The organism is Bradyrhizobium sp. AUGA SZCCT0222, from assembly GCF_018130205.1.
In the GTDB taxonomy this organism is placed as follows: domain Bacteria; phylum Pseudomonadota; class Alphaproteobacteria; order Rhizobiales; family Xanthobacteraceae; genus Bradyrhizobium.
The window spans coordinates 65,459-82,538 of the sequence record NZ_JAFCLX010000033.1 but is presented as its reverse complement, the minus strand read 5'-3'; the positions used below and the strand labels follow the sequence as shown (position 1 = coordinate 82,538).

The 17,080-nt window shown below is 63.7% G+C and carries 15 protein-coding genes; 4 read left to right on the top strand and 11 right to left on the bottom strand.

The features are described from left to right. Positions 1–59 precede the first annotated feature (59 nt). The 10 genes from JQ629_RS25535 to JQ629_RS25490 form a co-directional block, all read right to left on the bottom strand. The gene (locus tag JQ629_RS25535; protein WP_212264024.1) at positions 60–731 is read right to left on the bottom strand and encodes an HAD family hydrolase; all 672 of its coding nucleotides are present in this window, start codon (positions 729–731) and stop codon (positions 60–62) included. A 54-nt stretch (positions 732–785) separates the two neighbouring features. Beyond that, positions 786–1,238 carry a Fur family transcriptional regulator gene (locus tag JQ629_RS25530; protein WP_212264023.1) on the bottom strand — a complete coding sequence of 151 codons (453 nt, stop codon included), beginning with the start codon at positions 1,236–1,238 and terminating at the stop codon, positions 786–788. Positions 1,239–1,394: 156 nt separating this feature from the next. Continuing rightward, positions 1,395–1,886, bottom strand: a complete 492-nt coding sequence (gene rimI / locus JQ629_RS25525; RefSeq protein WP_212414968.1) for a ribosomal protein S18-alanine N-acetyltransferase — start codon at positions 1,884–1,886, stop codon at positions 1,395–1,397. A gap of 11 nt (positions 1,887–1,897) precedes the next feature. Next, positions 1,898–2,593 carry a tRNA (adenosine(37)-N6)-threonylcarbamoyltransferase complex dimerization subunit type 1 TsaB gene (gene tsaB / locus JQ629_RS25520; RefSeq protein ID WP_212414967.1) on the bottom strand — a complete coding sequence of 232 codons (696 nt, stop codon included), beginning with the start codon at positions 2,591–2,593 and terminating at the stop codon, positions 1,898–1,900. 222 nt (positions 2,594–2,815) lie between these two features. Continuing rightward, positions 2,816–3,385 (bottom strand): NifU family protein, encoded by a 570-nt coding sequence (locus JQ629_RS25515; RefSeq protein ID WP_212414966.1) that lies wholly within the window; start codon positions 3,383–3,385, stop codon positions 2,816–2,818. 122 nt (positions 3,386–3,507) lie between these two features. Beyond that, complete coding sequence (locus JQ629_RS25510; protein WP_212032066.1) at positions 3,508–4,002, bottom strand: universal stress protein; 495 nt, start codon at positions 4,000–4,002, stop codon at positions 3,508–3,510. Positions 4,003–4,086: 84 nt separating this feature from the next. Next, positions 4,087–4,269 (bottom strand): CPCC family cysteine-rich protein, encoded by a 183-nt coding sequence (locus JQ629_RS37970; protein ID WP_212414965.1) that lies wholly within the window; start codon positions 4,267–4,269, stop codon positions 4,087–4,089. A gap of 2 nt (positions 4,270–4,271) precedes the next feature. Next, positions 4,272–5,324: a tryptophan--tRNA ligase gene (trpS, locus tag JQ629_RS25500; RefSeq protein ID WP_212414964.1), complete on the bottom strand. Its 1,053-nt coding sequence runs from the start codon at positions 5,322–5,324 to the stop codon at positions 4,272–4,274. Between the two features lie 53 nt (positions 5,325–5,377). Beyond that, the gene (gene murJ / locus JQ629_RS25495; RefSeq protein WP_212414975.1) at positions 5,378–6,937 is read right to left on the bottom strand and encodes a murein biosynthesis integral membrane protein MurJ; all 1,560 of its coding nucleotides are present in this window, start codon (positions 6,935–6,937) and stop codon (positions 5,378–5,380) included. A 23-nt stretch (positions 6,938–6,960) separates the two neighbouring features. Then, entirely contained in the window at positions 6,961–8,757 is a 1,797-nt protein-coding gene (locus JQ629_RS25490) for a cation:proton antiporter domain-containing protein (RefSeq protein ID WP_212414963.1), read from the bottom strand. A 351-nt stretch (positions 8,758–9,108) separates the two neighbouring features. On the opposite strand from JQ629_RS25490, the gene JQ629_RS25485 reads away from it, so the two are divergent. From JQ629_RS25485 to JQ629_RS25470, 4 genes are all read left to right on the top strand, one after another. Beyond that, on the top strand, positions 9,109–9,897 hold the full coding sequence (locus tag JQ629_RS25485) for an alpha/beta fold hydrolase (protein ID WP_212414962.1): 789 nt from the start codon (positions 9,109–9,111) through the stop codon (positions 9,895–9,897). A gap of 41 nt (positions 9,898–9,938) precedes the next feature. Then, a complete protein-coding gene (locus JQ629_RS25480) occupies positions 9,939–11,009 on the top strand; it encodes a PAS domain-containing sensor histidine kinase (RefSeq protein WP_212414974.1) in 1,071 nt (356 codons plus the stop codon). Between the two features lie 174 nt (positions 11,010–11,183). After that, entirely contained in the window at positions 11,184–12,185 is a 1,002-nt protein-coding gene (locus JQ629_RS25475) for an adenosine kinase (RefSeq protein WP_212414961.1), read from the top strand. An 888-nt stretch (positions 12,186–13,073) separates the two neighbouring features. Continuing rightward, entirely contained in the window at positions 13,074–15,134 is a 2,061-nt protein-coding gene (locus JQ629_RS25470; protein WP_349631321.1) for a tetratricopeptide repeat protein, read from the top strand. 184 nt (positions 15,135–15,318) lie between these two features. On the opposite strand, the gene JQ629_RS25465 is transcribed toward JQ629_RS25470, so the two are convergent. Further along, positions 15,319–17,013 carry an AMP-binding protein gene (locus JQ629_RS25465; protein ID WP_212414960.1) on the bottom strand — a complete coding sequence of 565 codons (1,695 nt, stop codon included), beginning with the start codon at positions 17,011–17,013 and terminating at the stop codon, positions 15,319–15,321. Positions 17,014–17,080 lie beyond the last annotated feature (67 nt).

The following is a 17,080-nucleotide window of genomic DNA, read 5'->3' as shown; positions in this document are numbered from 1 at the left end:
ATTCCGGGTTCGTGCTTCGCACGCCCCGGAATGACGGTGTTGAATACTCCGAATGTGGCCTAATCGGCCCCAATCCGGGCAATTAGATCAGGCAATTGCCGCATATCGCCGAAAGTGACCGCGGCGCCTGCGTCGCGAAGCAATTCAGCGTGACCTGCGCTGCAATGGCTGCCGCCGTGAAAGCCGAGCACGGTCATCCCGGCGGCCCGGCCACCGGTGACGCCGGCAACGCTGTCCTCGATCACCAGGCATTGAGCCGGCCGGATATTCATCTGTTCGGCAGCGAACAGAAACAGATCCGGGGCGGGCTTGCCGCGCGTGACCTGCGTGGCGGAAAAGATGTTAGGCGCGAGGACATCGTAGAGCCCGGCGCAGGTGAGGCCATGGCGAATCTTCTCCGGCGTACCGCTCGATGCCACGCATTTCGGAAGATCGATTGCGGCAATCGCTTCGCCGATATGGGGAATGGCTCCCAGCTCGTCAGCATATCGTTGCAGCGCGGCCTGTTTCATCTGCGCTTCGAAATCATCCGGGAGACTGCAACCCAGTTCGGCCTCGACGGTCAGGCGCGCCTCACGATCGGAGACGCCGAGGAACCGCTGCAGCACCTGATCCGCCGTGATCGGATAGCCGTGGCGCGTCAGCGTCTCCGCATGCGCGCGGCATGAAATGACCTCGCTGTCGACCAGCACGCCGTCGCAATCGAAAATGATGAGTTGTGGGATCTGCATTTTATTTTGACGCGTTTTCTTCACGCGAACCCGTACCCGCTTCGCTTGAAAACGCTATGACGACTTATCTTCGTCCAGCGGCACGCAATACAGTTCGAGCCGGTGATCGACCAGTTTGTAGCCGAGCTGGCGGGCGATTTCGGCCTGCAGCTTCTCGATTTCTTCCGAGGTGAATTCGATCACCTTGCCGTCGCGCAGGTTGATCAGGTGATCGTGATGGCTGTCCGGCATCTGCTCGTAGCGCGCCCGGCCCTCGCGGAAATCATGCCGTTCGATGATGCCGGCGTCCTCGAACAGCTTTACGGTGCGGTACACGGTCGAGATCGAGATCTTGTCGTCGACCTCGACGCAGCGCCGGTAGAGTTCCTCGACGTCGGGATGATCCACCGAATCCGCCAGCACCCGCGCGATGACGCGGCGCTGCTCGGTCATGCGCATGCCGGTGGCGGCGCAGCGTGCCTCGATACCGGTATTCTTGTGCGCGGGCGGGGACTTCAGTACGGACATGGTGTCTTGGCCTCATAGCGTTTTCGAGCGAAGTGGCTACCGGTTCGCGTGAAGAAAACGCGTCAAAAAACAAAGATCTAGAGCCCGGTTCTGATCTCATCAGAACCGAACTGGCTCTAGAGAGCAGGGCAGGGGTGTTTTGCCACCCCGTGCAGTTTACGACAAGTCACGCCGCATCAGAAGTGCATTCAATTGCTCCCCGCCGGGCTGCTGATAATAGCGCTCGCGGCGCCCAATGACGCCGAATCCGGCCCATTCATACAGCCGCCGCGCCGGCTGATTGTTTTCTTCCACTTCCAGGAAGATGGAACGCACTCCGCGGCCGGCGAGATGGCCAAGATGCGTCAGCAGCAAATTGCGCGACAGGCCGCGGCCGCGCTCGCCGGCATCGATCGCGATCGACAATATTTCGGCTTCGTCCGCGGCCATGCGCGAGACCGCAAAGCCGATCACCTTGCGCCCTTGCCGGAGGCGGTGAACCAGCGTGTTGCGTTCGGTCAGCATCGCCTCGAACTCGCCTTCACCCCAGCCACGGTGAAACGAGGCGCCATGCAGCTGCGCCAGCCGCGCCGCGTCGCGCTGGCTGGCCGGCTCAATCACCGGCGTGCCGCCGCGCCACCATTCGGAAATCAGGGATCCCAGGGCCATTCTCGCGGCCATTATGATGCGGGCTGTGAGGCTTGCGGCAGCGGGTCCTTTGGCGGCTTGGCGTCGGGCGCGCGCAGATAATAGGGACTGGCCGGCGACATCTCCGGGCTGACGGCGGCGCCCAGCCACGCCACCCAGGTGATGTCGGGCGCCGGTTGCGCGTCGACCCTGAACGGCGGCGGCGCATCGGAAGGCCAGCGATCGGCGAGGATTTTCGCGGCATTGCCGACCAGGTGCGGCGTGCCGAAGCGGGAGGCGTCGAGTGCTTCTGATATCGGCGCCACTTTCGGCTTGACCAGCGAACCGCCGTCGCCGCTGACCACCTGAAAATACACATGATCGTGGCGCGCATCGATCGCCGAGATGATCGGATGTTCGCTGTTCTCGCCGACGAAGGGCGCGGCGTAAGCGGTCAGCGTCGTCAATCCCACCACCGGCTTGCCGGCCGCCAGCGCAATGCCGCGGGCGGCCGAGAGGCCGACACGCAATCCGGTAAAGCTGCCGGGCCCCTTGGTCACGGCGACACGGTCGAGCGACGTGAACGCGACGCCGGATGCTTTCATCACCCGCGCGATCAGCGGCATCAGCGCTTCGGCGTGGCCGCGCTTCATCGGCTGCGATTCCTGCGCGATGATCCTGGCCGCGTCGGTGTCGAGCACGGCCGCGGCGCAGGCATCAAGCGCGGTATCGATGGCGAGGATTAACATGAAAAGGTTTATAGCAGCTTCGTAGGGTGGGCAAAGGCGCACTTCGCGCCGTGCGCTTGCCTATCCCACGTTCTGGCGGCAAATCATGATGTCGTCCCGGCCTTGAGCCGGGACCCATACGCCGCGGCCGTTATTGTCGAAACGAGATAATTGACGCCGTCCGCAACAATTGTCGTCACGGCGTATGGGTCCCGGCGTTCGCCGGGACGACAACGATCGAAACTACATGGGCCGGACTTCGACCACGTCGGGCACGAAGTGCTTGAGCAGGTTCTGGATGCCGTGCTGCAGGGTTGCCGTCGAGGACGGGCAGCCGGCGCAGGAGCCCTTCATTTTGAGATAGACGACACCGTCCTTGAAGCCGCGGAAAGTGATGTCGCCGCCGTCATTGGCGACCGCGGGGCGCACCCGCGTCTCGATCAAATCCTTGATGGTCGCCACCGTGTCGGCGTCGGCCTCGTTGAAGAACTCGTCTTCCTCGTCGAGCGCCTCGTCATTGCCGGCCGTGCCGTCGGCCAGCAGCGGCGCGCCGGACATATAATGTTCCATGATGGCGCCGAGGATCGCCGGCTTGAGATGCTGCCAGTCGCTGTCGTCCTTGGTCACGGTGACGAAATCGGCGCCGTAGAACACGCTCTTGACGCCCTGCACGTCGAACAGCCGTTCGGCCAGCGGCGAGCGCGCGGCGGCTTCGCGGTTGGCGAATTCCATCGTGCCGGTGTCGAGCACGGTACGGCCCGGAATGAACTTCAGGGTGGCGGGATTGGGGGTCGCTTCGGTCTGGATAAACATCTGATTTCTCCGGCGTCGCCGGTTCAAGGCCGGCGCGTGGGCGTTCTTTAGCAGATGGCAACGGCCGGCGCACGGTCAAGGGGCGCAGACCAGCCTTCTTGGTCGCAATTCCCTCATTTCGTTCAGGAAAGCGCGTCGATTTCGGCGTCCTCGAGGTCGCCGGAAATGATCATGACCGGGATCGGGAACGAGCCGGTGGCCTGGGCGATCAGGGCGATCAGCGGCCCGGGGCCTTCGGCGCCCGGATTGGCCGCCAGCACCAGCATCGAGATATCGACGTCCTTGTCGATCACGTCGAGGATCTGTTCGGTCGGATTGCCCTCGCGAATCACCCGCTCCGGCGTGATCGCGGCAATGCCGTTGGCGCGGCCGGAGGCGCGGTCGAGCGCCTCATTGGCGGCGTCCTCGGCTTCGGCGCGCATGATGTCGGCGACCCCCAGCCATTGCTGGTTCTGGTCCTCGATCTCGATGATGCGCAGCATTACCACGCCGCCGCCGACCCGGATCGCCCAGCGGCTGGCATAGTAAACCGCGCGGTCCCACTCCGCGGTGTCGTCAACGATGACAAGACATTTTGGCTTGTGACCCGTCTCGTAGCTTCGTCGCTGGGTGGTCATGCATGTCCCGGTGCTGCGCCAAACCGACGCATGCTGCCACGGCGCAGCCGTGTCAGACAAGCGCCGTCGCTGTTCGGTAGTGTCTCAGTTTGAATTTCGGTCTCGGTATTGGTTCAGACTGAGCTCGTTCGCACCGCCCGCATAGTCGGGATCGGCGGCTTGGACGGGGTCATCCTCCCACCCACAGACTTGGCAGATTTCGTAGTTCCCCGGCTCACTCACGACGCTCGAACGGCAACAAGGGCAGGGGAAAAGCGTGCCGGCCATTTCTACCGCTTGCGGATGAAGCCGACGATGTCCTTGGCGGCCTTCATGGTTTCGGCGGCGATCGCCTCGGCGCGCTCGGCGCCGTCGATCAGGATCGAATCGACGTGATCGGGGTTGGCGACCAGCCGTTTCATTTCCGAGGCGATCGGCGCGAGTTTGGTGACGCAAAGTTCCACCAGCGCGTTTTTGAAGTTGGAGAACTGTCCGCCGCCGAACTCGGCCAGCACCTCGGCTTTGCTGCGGCCCGACAGCCCCGCATAGATGCCGACGAGATTGTCGGCCTCCGGGCGGCCTTCCAGCCCCTTTTCTTCCGACGGCAATGGTTCCGGATCGGTCTTGGCCTTGCGGATCTTCGCCGCGATGGTCTCGGCGTCGTCGGTCAGGTTGATCCGCGAATTATCCGATGAATCCGACTTCGACATTTTCTTGGTGCCGTCGCGCAGGCTCATCACCCGCGTCGCGGGCCCGGTGATCACGGGCTCCGGCAGCGGAAAGAACAATCCGTCGTTGAAGCCATGGCCGCGGATCGAGTCGCCGAAGTCATTGTTGAACTTCTGCGCGATGTCGCGCGAAAGTTCGAGATGCTGCTTCTGGTCCTCGCCAACAGGCACGTGGGTGGCGCGATACACCAGGATGTCGGCGGCCATCAGCACCGGATAATCGTAAAGCCCAACCGAGGCCGCTTCGCGATCCTTGCCGGCCTTGTCCTTGAACTGCGTCATGCGGTTGAGCCATCCCATCCGCGCCACGCAATTGAAGATCCAGGCGAGCTCGGCATGACCGGTGACCTGGCTCTGGTTGAACACGATGTGCTTTTTCGGATCGATGCCGCTGGCGATAAAGGCCGCGGTCACTTCGCGGGTGCAGCGCGTCAGTTCGGCCGGACCGCCCCAGACGTCCACCCCTTGCGTGATCGCGTGCATGTCGACGACGCAATAGATGCAGTTGTGCGTTTCCTGCAGCTTCACGAAGTTGACGAACGCGCCGAGGTAATTGCCGAGATGCAGATTGCCCGTCGGCTGGACGCCTGAAAAAACCCGTTCAACCATGGCCATGGTAATGCTTCCTGCGAATTGTCGGTTTGGCGCGCTCGTTTGCCACGCAAGCCTTAGTCGCGCAAGTCGCTGACGTGGTTCTGCCGGATCGCCTTAACCGCTTGGCGCCAGTCCGTGATGCCGAAAAGCCGCAGAAACAGGCCGTAAATCGCAATACCCGCGATAATCAGGAGGAGCAGGATGATCGCCTGCACCAGGCCGTGGGCATCAGGCGCGAGGGCCGGCGTGAACCGCGTCGCCAGCCACAAGGCCGCGCCCATCGCCAGCGCGGCGGCAAGGATGCCGGGCAGCCGCCGCCGTGCGGCGGCGTCGATCGAAAATCCGAACGTTCCGCCGCCCCTTACGATCAAGCTGAAGGCCGTGCTCCATGCCCCGATCGCAAGGCTGGCGGCGATGCCGCCGGCGCCGAACCAACGGCCGAGCAGGACGGAAAGGACGATGGCAAGGACGACGCCCCAAAGCGTCGCGAGCAGCGGCGTCAGCGTGTCCTCGCGCGCAAAGAACGCCGGCGACAGCGCTTTCACCAGCACATTGGCGGGCAGCCCCAGCGCCAGCCACATCAGTGCGCGAGACGTCGCGGTGGTGTCTACCGCGGTGAAGGCGCCGTGTTCGAACAGCATGCGCACGACAGGCTCGCTCAGCACGATCAATCCCAGCATCGCCGGCAGGGCCAGCCCGACCGCGAGTTCGAGGCCGCGCGATTCCGCATGCGCGACCGCGGCCTGATCGCCGCCGCGTAACGCGCGCGTCATTTCCGGAATCAGGACCGTGCCCATGGCGACGCCGACAATGCCGAGCGGCAGCTCGACCAGGCGGTTGGCGAAATAGAGCCACGACACCGCCGAGGGCGATGACGATGCGACGATCGCGCCCGCGACCATCAATAATTGCGGCGTGCTGCTCGCGATCATGCCGGGGATCGCCTTGCCGAGAAAGCCGCGGATTTCCGCATCGAACGAGACCCGAAGCGGCGTTGCGATGTCACCGCCTCGCCGCAGCACCAGAATGGACAGTTGCAGCAGGCCGGCGACGCCGACCGTGGCGGCGAGGATCTGTGCGGCGAGCACGGCACCCGGCCGCGATGCCAGCAGCACGGCCATGACCGCGATCAACGCGATATTGAACAGCAGCGGCGAGAACGCGGTGAGTGCAAAACGGCCTTGCGCGTTCAATAGCGCCATCATCACGGTCACCGGCCCGGCAAAGGCGAGGTAAGGCAGCATCAGGCGGGCATTGTCGACGGCGAGCTGCAGCGTCTGATGGCCAGAAAACCCCGGCGCCAGCGCCAAGATCACCAGCGGCATCAACAGTCCGAGCAGCAGGGTGGCGACGAACAAGGCGGCCGTGACGGTGCCGAGCACGCGGCCCGCATATGCGGCCGCCGCCACCGCGCCACTGGTCTCGCGCACGCGCAGCCACGCCGGCACCAGCGCCGCGTTCAGCCCGCCTTCGGAAAGCAGGCGGCGGATCACATTGACCAGTTGAAAGGCCGCCAGGAAGGCATCCGCGACAGCGCCGGCGCCAAGCAGCGCCGCGACCAGCGAATCGCGCACGAATCCGAGCAGGCGCGAGGCCAGCGTTCCCGTCGATACCGTGAGGAAGGAGCGGATCATCGGGGCTTTATAGGGCACGATCCCTAATGCGATCGAAAGGTTTTCGGGCGGACCGCACGCGTGGTTTCGGCGGGGCTCTTTGCAGCTGCCTGCTGCAGCTCGCGGCGAAATTCATCGCGCTTCTCGTGGATGGAGGCAATCACCGGTCCGATCGCCTGCTCCAGTCCGATCAGCGCCGCCTCCGACAGTTGCAGGCTGGCTTCGATGGTCTCGGGCACGGCGTCGGTAACGCCGATCTCGTAAAGGTGGCGTGCATGGTCGGCATCGCGGGCGCGCGAGACGATAACGATATCCGCTCTCAGCGCGCGTACCTGCCGGACGATTTCGTCGATCGCGGCCTTGGCGGCTACCGTTACGATGACCGCCTTTGCGTCCATCACGCCGCAGCTCTTCAGAAATTCCGGGTCTGTCGCGTCACCGTAATAGACCTCGCGCCCGCTCCTGCGGTGGCCCGGGACTGCGTCGGCGTCGTTGTCGACCGCGAGGTAGGTACAGTTGTGCCGGCCCAGCAGAGAGCAGACGACTTCGCCAACCCGGCCGTGCCCGATCACGATGGCATGTCCGGCGCCCCCACTCGGTGCAATGCCCAGTTCCGGATCGAGCGCCTTGGGCTCGCGAAACTTCGGCGCCAGCCGCCGTGCGACCAGGGCCAGCACCGGAATCAGCGCCATCGTGATCGATGTCACCGCCAGGGTGAAGCTCGATACATTGGCGCTGATCAGGCCGAGCGAGGTGGCAAGGCCGATGCCGACGAACGCGAACTCGCCGCCCGGACCCAGCAGCAGACCGGTTTCGATCGCCGCCGGCCAAGGCAGTCGAAAGGTTCGGGCGAGTCCGGTGAGCAGGATAGCTTTGATGCCGATCAGACCGATGACGGAGGCAACAAGCCAGAATGGCTCGCGTGCGATTTCGCGCACATCAATGTTCATGCCGACGGTAAAGAAAAAGAAGCCAAGCAGCAGTCCCTTGAAAGGGCCGATGGTTGTTTCGATGGCCTTGCGGAATTCCGTCTCGGCGAGCAGCAACCCCGCGATGAAGGCGCCCAGCGCCATGGAAAGGCCGGCCACGGCGGCGGCGACGCCGGTGCCGATAATGACGAACAGGGTGGCCGCGACAAACAATTCACTGGCGCCGGTGGCGGCCACCAGCCGGAACAGCGGCCGCAGCAGCAGACGTCCGAGGATGACCATCGCGACAACGGCGACGGTGGCGTTGACCAGCGCGAGGGCGAGGCTGGTCATGACCGAGCTGCTCGAGCCTTTGCCCAGGATGGAGATGAAGACCAGGACCGGAATTACCGCGAGGTCTTGCGCCAGCAGAATGGCGAAGCTGGTTCGGCCTGCCGTGGTGCCAAGCCGGCCCTGGTTGGAAAGGACCTCGATGACGATCGCGGTCGAGGATAACGCAAGGCAGGCGCCGAGGATGATCGATACGGCGGATGGGTTGCCGAAAAGGGCCGCGATGCCGGCGATGACGGCCGTCGTCAGGATGAACTGCAGGCTTCCGAGGCCGAACACCAGCCGGCGCATCGCCTTCAAACGTTCGTAGGTCAGCTCCAGGCCAATCAGAAAGAGCAGGAACACAACGCCGAGTTCGGCGATGCCGGCCACGTTCTTGGCATCGACGACGGTAAGCCAGTACAAGAACGGGAGCGCGTGGATGAGCGAGCCCAGTCCGAGCGGACCGAGCAGCGCGCCTGCGGCCAGAAAGCCGAGCACGGGGCTAAGCCCAAAGCGGCGCACCATGGGAACGACAATGCCGGCCGTCCCCAGCAGGACGAGCGCGTCGCTATAGGCATCGATGTTGAACTGCGCCGCCACTCATTGCTCCCTGCGCTGGTCCGATGCGCTCGCCGTACTGGATCAAATGGGGTGTGCATGCGCAAGCACCGGCGGGCGTGAAAGCCGGCGGCGATGGCACTGGGGTCCGGCTTTGAGTCCGTTCGGCGCTTCCAAGCGGACGTCGGCCGGCCCATCTGAAGTTGTATCGTTCGCGACCGGGTGGCTGACGCTGAGGAGCGATCCGGACACCGGTGTCCAACAGCATCGATCGTCTTCCGGTTCCATGCAATCCAGCGCTAACTCATTCGATGGCTGTCCGCCGGAGTGAGTGGTGCGCGCGGAAGCAATGGTGATAGCCTCGCGGCGAAATGGCTCAGACCGGTGCAGGATATGAGCGTCGTTGCGCGAAATAACGTCCGCGTCCGCGGGACGGGTGAGAAGGCGATGGTCTTCGCCCACGGTTTTGGCTGCGACCAGAACATGTGGCGGTTCGTGGAGCCGGCCTTCGCCGGCGACTTCAAGACCGTGCTGTTCGATCACGTCGGCGCCGGCGGCTCCGACCTCAAGGCTTACGACAGATCGAAATATGCCACGCTTGCCGGTTATGCCGACGACGTCGTCGAGATCGGTCGCGAACTCGGCCTGAAGGATGCCGTCTTTGTCGGGCATTCCGTGAGCAGCATGATCGGCGCGCTGGCGGTGCAGAAGGCGCCCGGCATGTTTGGCAAGCTTGTCATGGTCGGGCCTTCCGCCCGCTACATTGACGATGACAATTACGTCGGCGGATTCAGCGAACAGCAGATCGAGGAGCTTCTCGAGTTTCTTGATTCCAACCACATGGGATGGTCGGCCCAGATGGCGCCGGCGATCATGGGCAATCCTGATCGCCCTGAACTTGGCGAAGAGCTGACCAACAGCTTTTGCCGAACCGATCCCGAAATCGCCAAGGCGTTCGCCCGCGTCACGTTCAAGTCGGACAATCGCGCCGATCTGGCCAAAGTCGATATTCCAACGCTGGTCTTACAATGCAGCGAGGACGTCATCGCCTCAAAGGAGGTTGGAGAGTTTGTTCACCGCGGAATTCCGGGCAGCGAACTCATCATATTGGAGGCTACCGGACATTGTCCTAATCTGAGCGCTCCTGATGAAGTGATCGCCGCCATGAAAACGTTTGTCTGAGCGGCGCGGTGGACAGTCCCCGCATCGATGATTTCCAGGACATGTTCGACAACGCCCCTTGCGGCTATGTCACGCTGCTGACCAACGGCCGTATCGCGCGTGTGAACCGGACGCTCATTGGCTGGACCGGCCACACCTCAGATCAAATGATCGGCAAGCCGTTCTCTGGCTTCCTCAACATGGCGGGCCGCATCTACTACGAAACCCACATCGCGCCGCTGTTGCGGATGCAGGGCTTCTTCGACGGGTTCGCCATCGACATGGTGACCGCGGCCGGCGAGCATCTGCAGATGATTGCGAGCGCCACCGATGGCCGGGACGCCGGCGGAAAGACCCTGTTCACGCGTGTTGCCTTGATCAAGGCCGTCGATCGAAGGCTATATGAGCGAGGGCTTCTGGAAGCGCGCGACATGGCCGCCATGGGCCTTGCACGCGAGCGCGAGAATTCGGAGTTGCGCGAGCAGTTCATCGCGGTGCTGGGGCATGACCTTCGCAACCCGCTGGCATCGATCAGCGCCGGCGCGCGCATTCTGGGACGGGATGCGACGACGGAAAAACAGCACCAGATCCTGGCGATGCTGGAGACCACCGTGATGCGGATGGCCGGGCTGATCGACAACGTGCTTGATTTTGCGCGAGGCCGGCTCGGTGGGGGCATTATTCTGGACCGCAATGCCAACGCGCCCGTGGAACAGATGCTGCATCAGGTGATCGATGAACTGCGGCTGTCGTCGCCGGGACGTCAGATCGAAGCCGAGTATGCCATCGACGTTCCCGTGAATTGCGATCGAATCCGGATTGGACAGCTGGTTTCCAATCTGGTCGGAAACGCGCTCAGCCACGGCGCGACCAATGAACCGGTGCGCGTCCGCGCGGTGACGGAGGATGGGCTGTTCAAATTGTCGGTCGCCAATGGCGGGGAGCCAATACCCGAGGCCGCGATGGAGAAGCTGTTTGAGCCATTCTTTCGCGGCGAGGTTCGCGCCAGCCGGCAGGGGCTTGGCCTCGGGCTCCACATTGCGTCGCAGATCGCAAAGGCGCACGAGGGTTCGCTTAACGTGACGTCGACGGCTGAGGAAACCCGCTTCACCTTTGTCATGCCGCTGCGATAGCGCCCTTATGGTGGCAGCGGACCCGGCGCGGTGTCCGGCTTGTATCTGTCCTGCGCGCGAGGCGGACATCGGCTGGCCAATCTGAATCTATCGATTCACGCCATTTATGGGTTCACGCCTTGCGCCGGCCGTGATAGGCCCCGCCCTTCATGATGGCTGCAACAGGACGGTGAGATGGCCGACGCAAAATATGACGTTCTCGGGATCGGTAATGCGATTTTCGACGTGCTGGTGCAGACCGACGATGCCTTTCTCGGCCGCCATGGCATGACCAAGGGCGGCATGGCGCTGATCGACGAGGCGCGCGCCACGGCGATCTACGCCGATATGGGCCCGGCCACCGAAATGTCCGGGGGCTCCGCTGCCAACACCATCGTTGGCATCGCCAATCTCGGCGCGCGCGCCGCCTATGTCGGCAAGGTTCGCGACGACCAGATCGGCGGCCTCTATACCCATGACATCCGCGCCGCCGGCGTCGCGTTCGAAACCAAGGCCGCAAGCGGCGGCCCCGCCACCGGCTGCTCCTACATCCTGGTGACGCCGGACGGCGAGCGCACCATGAACACCTATCTCGGCGCGGCGCAGGAGTTGATGCCCGATGATATCGACGCGGCGCAAATCGAAGCGTCCGGCATCATCTACCTCGAAGGCTATCTCTGGGATCCGAAGAGCGCCAAGGAAGCCTTCGTCAAGGCGGCGACCATCGCGCATGGCGCCGGCCGTCAGGTCGCGCTGACTTTGTCGGATTCGTTCTGCGTCGGCCGCTACCGCGACGAGTTTCTCGACCTGATGCGCAAGGGCACCGTCGATCTCGTGTTCGCCAACGAGGCCGAGCTGCAATCCCTGTACGAAACTCCGGATTTCGACGCCGCACTAAAACAGCTGCGCGCCGACACCAAACTTGGCATCGTTACCCGCAGCGAGAAGGGCTGCGTCGTGGCGTCGAAAGATGGCGTCGTCGCGGTGCCGGCCTTCCCGATCAAGAAACTCGTCGACACGACCGGCGCCGGCGATTTGTTCGCCGCCGGATTCCTGTTCGGCCTCGTCCGCAACGCCGGTCATGAAAATTCCGGCCGCCTCGGCGCGCTCGCCGCGGCTGAAGTGATCCAGCACATCGGCGCCCGGCCGCAGGTGTCGCTGAAGGAGCTGGCGAAGAAGAACGGGCTGCCGGTTTAGGGGCGTGAGAGGGGTCAACCTCTCACCTCGTCATGCCCGGGCTTGACCCGGGCATCCACGTCTTTCTTAAGCGGCATCGAAGCAATTCGTGGATGGCCGGGACAAGCCCGGTCATGACGAGGGGTGAGAGATGCGCTGCCGTCGGCATCGCGTTCCGATTTTCAGAATTTTCTCTTGACGCCACCCCCGACTCACCGGTTACATCCTCCGCATCCCGTCCCACTCAGAGGGGCGTTGGCCATCGTCACAACGAGGGGCGGGTTGCGGTGGACGCTGATGTTGCGATTGACGGTCGCGGCAAAGGCGTACGGCGAAAGCGTGTGGTCCTGGCGCCCGTAACGGCGTCAAGCTCTGAAGAAGCTAACGCTTCGGAGGGGCAACGGTGGCAATAGAGACCGTCTCACCGGGGAGAGCGCGTCATAAGTCGTAAAGCCATTGCGCAGGGAATGTCGGATGCTCTCCGCTGCCCTGTATGCTCGTGTGCAGCTTTTTTGCACAATCGCACACGAGACCGCGGGTGCAGCGCGCATCCGGCATTCCCCGCGCCCTCTGTTTTCCAGGGCGCGAGACTACATGTACAACTCGGGCGCATCGCGCCGCGGGAACGTGACTTTATATCCGCGTCATTGCGAGCGAAGCGAAGCAATCCATCCATCCGCTATGCCGCCCTATGGATTGCTTCGCTTCGCTCGCAATGACGGTCAGAGACCCAGCGGGTGCCGATCATGACAGCGTGCGGCGCTGTATCGGCCACGACGCTGAATTGCCTTTCCACCTCCATCCCGATATTTTGTTCATCCATTGGCTGATATTGCGGCACGGAGGTCGGCTCTGGTTCCTCCCAAACAAAAGCAAGTCGCTTCCCGCATCTGGTGCCTCGCGGCCATCGTGGCGGTCGCCCTGTGCCGGCCGTTGAACTCGGCAGCTGCGGATGATCTGTCGGACTGTAACAGCGGGCCGCCTGCCAGGGTGGAAGCTGCGTGTGCAGCCATCATCAACGATACCGCGCGTCCGCCGGAAGACCGCGTCAAGGCGCATCTCGGCCGGTCGCGGCTCTATCTCAATACGGCGAAGATCGATCTGGCCCTGGCGGATGCCGAAGCGGCGCTGAAGCTGGATTCCAATTCCGTTCAGGCGCTGCTGCAGCGGGGCGTCGCCTATCAGCGAACCGGCAAACTGGATCTGGCGAAGGCCGATTTCGACCGCGCGCTGGAGATCGAACCGAAGAACGCGCTCGCGCTGCTGTCGCGCGGCAATCTTCGTTCCCAGCAGCGGAACTGGCCGGAAGCGATCGGCGATTTCGACGAGGCCATCGCAGCGCGACAGGATTTTGCGCCAGCCTATGTCAGCCGCGGCCGTGCCTATTCCGAAAGCGGGCAGCTCGACAAGGCGCTCAGCGACCTGAACGCGGCCATTGCGATCAACGTCAATGTGCCGGCGGCATTCTATTGGCGCGGGCAGACGTTCCGCCGCAAGGGCGAGATCGACCGCGCCATCGAGGATTTTTCGCGCGCCATCGCGCAGGGGCCGAAGAGCGACATGGCGCCCTATTTCGCGCGCGCCCAGCTCTATAGTTCCAAGGGCGATTACACCCGCGCGCTGGCCGACCTCGACGCGCTCCTGGCGGTGGCACCCGACAGTGCGGCCGCAAAGCAGCTGCGCCAGTCCACGCTCGCGATGCAGGCGGAACTGGCGAAGGCTCAAGGCAGCGACAAGGGCAACGACAAGCCGAAGGCGCTGCCGGCGCCGTCAGCGTCGCCACCGACATCCGAGATGGCCGACCAGATCAGCCCGCCGCTGCCGCAAGCCGCGCCATCAGGCAATGCCGCCGGCAAGCCGTTGATCGACCGGGCGCGGCAGCTCTTCGCCCAGGCCAAATACGCCGATGCGGTCGGGCTCCTGAACCAAGTGCTGACAGCCGATCCGCGCGACGAGGCCGCGCTGCAGCTCCGCTCCAGCGCGCGCACCAGGCTCGGACGGCTGGCCGAGGCCCGCGCCGACCTCGATGAACTGATCAAGCTCCGGCCGAATGATGCGACGATGCTGGCGCTGCGCGGGGTGACGTCGGCTGCCATGCGACAGCCCGACCAGGGCCTCGTCGACGTCGAAGCGGCACTGAAGATCAACCCCAACAGCGCGCAGGCCCATTACAGCCGCGGCGTCGTGCATCGGCAGTTGGGGAAAGTCCCGGCCGCGCTTGCCGATTTCGATCGCGCGATTGCGATCGACCCCAAAATGAGCCCCGCCTTCTATGAGCGCGGCATCACCCAGATGTCGCTCAATCAGCTCGACAAGGCCTTGACCGACTTCGACCAGGCGCTGGCATTGGCGCGGGTGTACGATCTGGCCAAAGCCGCCCGCGGCGTGGTGCTGCTCATGAAGGGCAACTCGGCCGAGGGGCTGGCCGATATCAACGCCGTGCTCGAGCGGAATCCGTCCAACCAGACCGCCGTCTTCGGCCGCGGACTTGCCCTGGTCAATTCGGGCCAGTTCGATCGCGCGATCGTCGCCCTCGATACCGTGGTGGGAAAGGCGGCGGACGACAGCATGGCGCGCACACTTCGCGCACGCGCCTACCTTGGCAAGGGCGAGACGCGCAACGCGCTGGCGGACCTCGATCTCGTCCTCAAGGCACGGCCTTCGGATGCGGCGGCGCTGACGCTGCGCGGCAGTGTGTGGTCGGCGCTGCGCGACTATCCCAAGGCCCTGAACGATCTTAACGAGGCGATCGAGCGCCGCGAAACCATTGAGAGCTATTTTGTGCGGGCGCAGGTTTACGAAGCGCAGAACGATTCCGAAAAGGCCGTTGCTGATTATCGCCGTGCGAGCGAGCTCGTGCCGCGCAGCGTGTTCGAGACCAGCGCGCAGGCCAACGCGAAGAAAAAAGCCCAGCAGCTTTCGAAGCGCGTCCCCTGCGGGGATATGGCGGGCAGCGGCACGTGTCTGTGATTTGGCTGCTGCAGCAAGTTTTCCGAGTTGACTGCGATTCCATGTCCTCGTCGTCCCGGCGAAGGCCGGGACCCATAACCACAGGCAGCAATTGTTTCGTATGCTGGTCGTGATCTTCCTTTTCCAACAAGGCCGGCCGCGGAGTATGGGTCCCGGCCTTCGCCGGGACGACGCGATCACGAACTCACGCCGTCTTGGCCGCCTTCAATCCCAGCCTTGCCTCGACCGCATCGCGCATCAGGAATTTTTGAATCTTCCCCGTCACCGTCATCGGAAACTCCTCGACGAACTCGACATAGCGCGGGATCTTATTGTGCGCGATCTGCCCGTGGCAGAAGGCGCGGACCTCCTCAGTGGTCAGCGTTTCGCCGGGCCTGACGCGAACCCAGGCACAGAGCTCCTCGCCGTAGCGCTCGTCGGCGACGCCAAAAATCTGCACGTCCTGGATCTTGGGATGGCGATAGAGGAATTCCTCGATCTCGCGCGGATAAAGGTTCTCGCCGCCGCGGATCACCATGTCCTTGATGCGGCCGACGATGTTGCAATAGCCCTCCGCGTCGATGATCGCGATGTCGCCGGTGTGCATCCAGCCATTGGCGTCGAGCACGTCTGATGTCTTCTCGGCCTCGTCCCAATAGCCCAGCATGATGCTGTAGCCGCGGGTGCAGAGTTCGCCGCGCATCCCGCGCGGCACGATGCGGCCCTCGAGATCGACGACCTTGACCTCGACATGCGGATGGATGCGCCCGACGGTGGAAACGCGGCGTTCCAGCGGGTCGTCCGTGGAGCTCTGGAAGCTGACAGGGCTGGTTTCGGTCATGCCATAGGCGATGGTGACCTCGCCCATGTTCATCTCGCTGTTGACGCGCTTCATCACCTCGACCGGGCAGGGCGCGCCGGCCATGATGCCGGTGCGCAGCGATTTCAGGTCGAAGCGCGAGAATTCGGGATGATCGAGTTCGGCAATGAACATGGTCGGCACGCCATAGAGCGCGGTGCATCGTTCCTTCTCGATGGTCTGCAACGTCGCCAGCGGATCAAAACCCTCGCCGGGATAAACCATGGTGGCGCCGAGCGTCACCGCGGCGAGATTGCCCATCACCATGCCGAAGCAATGATACAGCGGCACCGGGATGCAGATGCGGTCCTGTTCGGTCAGGCGCATGGCGCGGCCGACGAAATAGCCGTTGTTGAGAATATTGTGATGCGTCAGCGTGACGCCCTTGGGCGAGCCTGTGGTGCCGCTGGTAAATTGAATGTTGACCGGATCATCGAACTGCAGCGTCCTGGCCAGCTCCGCCAGCGTCTCGCGGTGCCGCGCGCTGCCCATCCGCGTCACGTCCTCGAAGGGGATGGTGCCGGGCGATGCCGGCCCGCCGATCTGGATCACCGCGCGCAGCTTGGGCAGCCGCGCCGCCTGCAATTCGCCGGGCGTCGATTTGGCAAGCTCGGGCAGCAGCGTGTTCAGCATCTCCATGTAGTTCGAGGTCTTGAACGCGGTCGCGGTCACGATCCCTGCGCAGCCGACCTTGGCCAGCGCAAATTCGAGTTCGCTGAGGCGATAGGCCGGGTTGATGGTGACGAGGATGATGCCGGCCTTGGCGGCGGCAAACTGCGTCAGCGTCCATTCCGGGCGGTTGAGCGACCAGACGCCGATCCGCGCGCCGCGTTCCAGCCCGAGCGCGAGAAAGCCGGCCGCCAGCGCATCGACGCGTTCGGCGAATTCCTTCCAGGTCCAACGGACATTATGGCTTGGCGAAACCAGCGCCTCGCGGTCACCCCAGCGCCGCACCGCATGATCGAGGCTTTGTCCGATGGTATCGCCCAGCAACGGCGCATCGGCGGTGCCGGAGACGTAACTGGCGGTTGGTTCGGTCAAGTCTGCTTCTCCATGCAAAAAGGGCGCGCGAGCCAGATATTACGCGTATGGCATGCAGGGGAGCAAT

Bases quoted from the DNA above. Each gene is read 5' to 3' on its own strand.
- JQ629_RS25535 (WP_212264024.1), bottom strand. From the start codon at position 731: ATGCAGATCCCACAACTCATCATTTTCGATTGCGACGGCGTGCTGGTC.
- JQ629_RS25530 (WP_212264023.1), bottom strand. From the start codon at position 1,238: ATGTCCGTACTGAAGTCCCCGCCCGCGCACAAGAATACCGGTATCGAG.
- rimI (WP_212414968.1), bottom strand. From the start codon at position 1,886: ATGGCCCTGGGATCCCTGATTTCCGAATGGTGGCGCGGCGGCACGCCG.
- tsaB (WP_212414967.1), bottom strand. From the start codon at position 2,593: ATGTTAATCCTCGCCATCGATACCGCGCTTGATGCCTGCGCCGCGGCC.
- JQ629_RS25515 (WP_212414966.1), bottom strand. From the start codon at position 3,385: ATGTTTATCCAGACCGAAGCGACCCCCAATCCCGCCACCCTGAAGTTC.
- JQ629_RS25510 (WP_212032066.1), bottom strand. From the start codon at position 4,002: ATGACCACCCAGCGACGAAGCTACGAGACGGGTCACAAGCCAAAATGT.
- JQ629_RS37970 (WP_212414965.1), bottom strand. From the start codon at position 4,269: ATGGCCGGCACGCTTTTCCCCTGCCCTTGTTGCCGTTCGAGCGTCGTG.
- trpS (WP_212414964.1), bottom strand. From the start codon at position 5,324: ATGGCCATGGTTGAACGGGTTTTTTCAGGCGTCCAGCCGACGGGCAAT.
- murJ (WP_212414975.1), bottom strand. From the start codon at position 6,937: ATGATCCGCTCCTTCCTCACGGTATCGACGGGAACGCTGGCCTCGCGC.
- JQ629_RS25485 (WP_212414962.1), top strand. From the start codon at position 9,109: ATGAGCGTCGTTGCGCGAAATAACGTCCGCGTCCGCGGGACGGGTGAG.
- JQ629_RS25480 (WP_212414974.1), top strand. From the start codon at position 9,939: ATGTTCGACAACGCCCCTTGCGGCTATGTCACGCTGCTGACCAACGGC.
- JQ629_RS25475 (WP_212414961.1), top strand. From the start codon at position 11,184: ATGGCCGACGCAAAATATGACGTTCTCGGGATCGGTAATGCGATTTTC.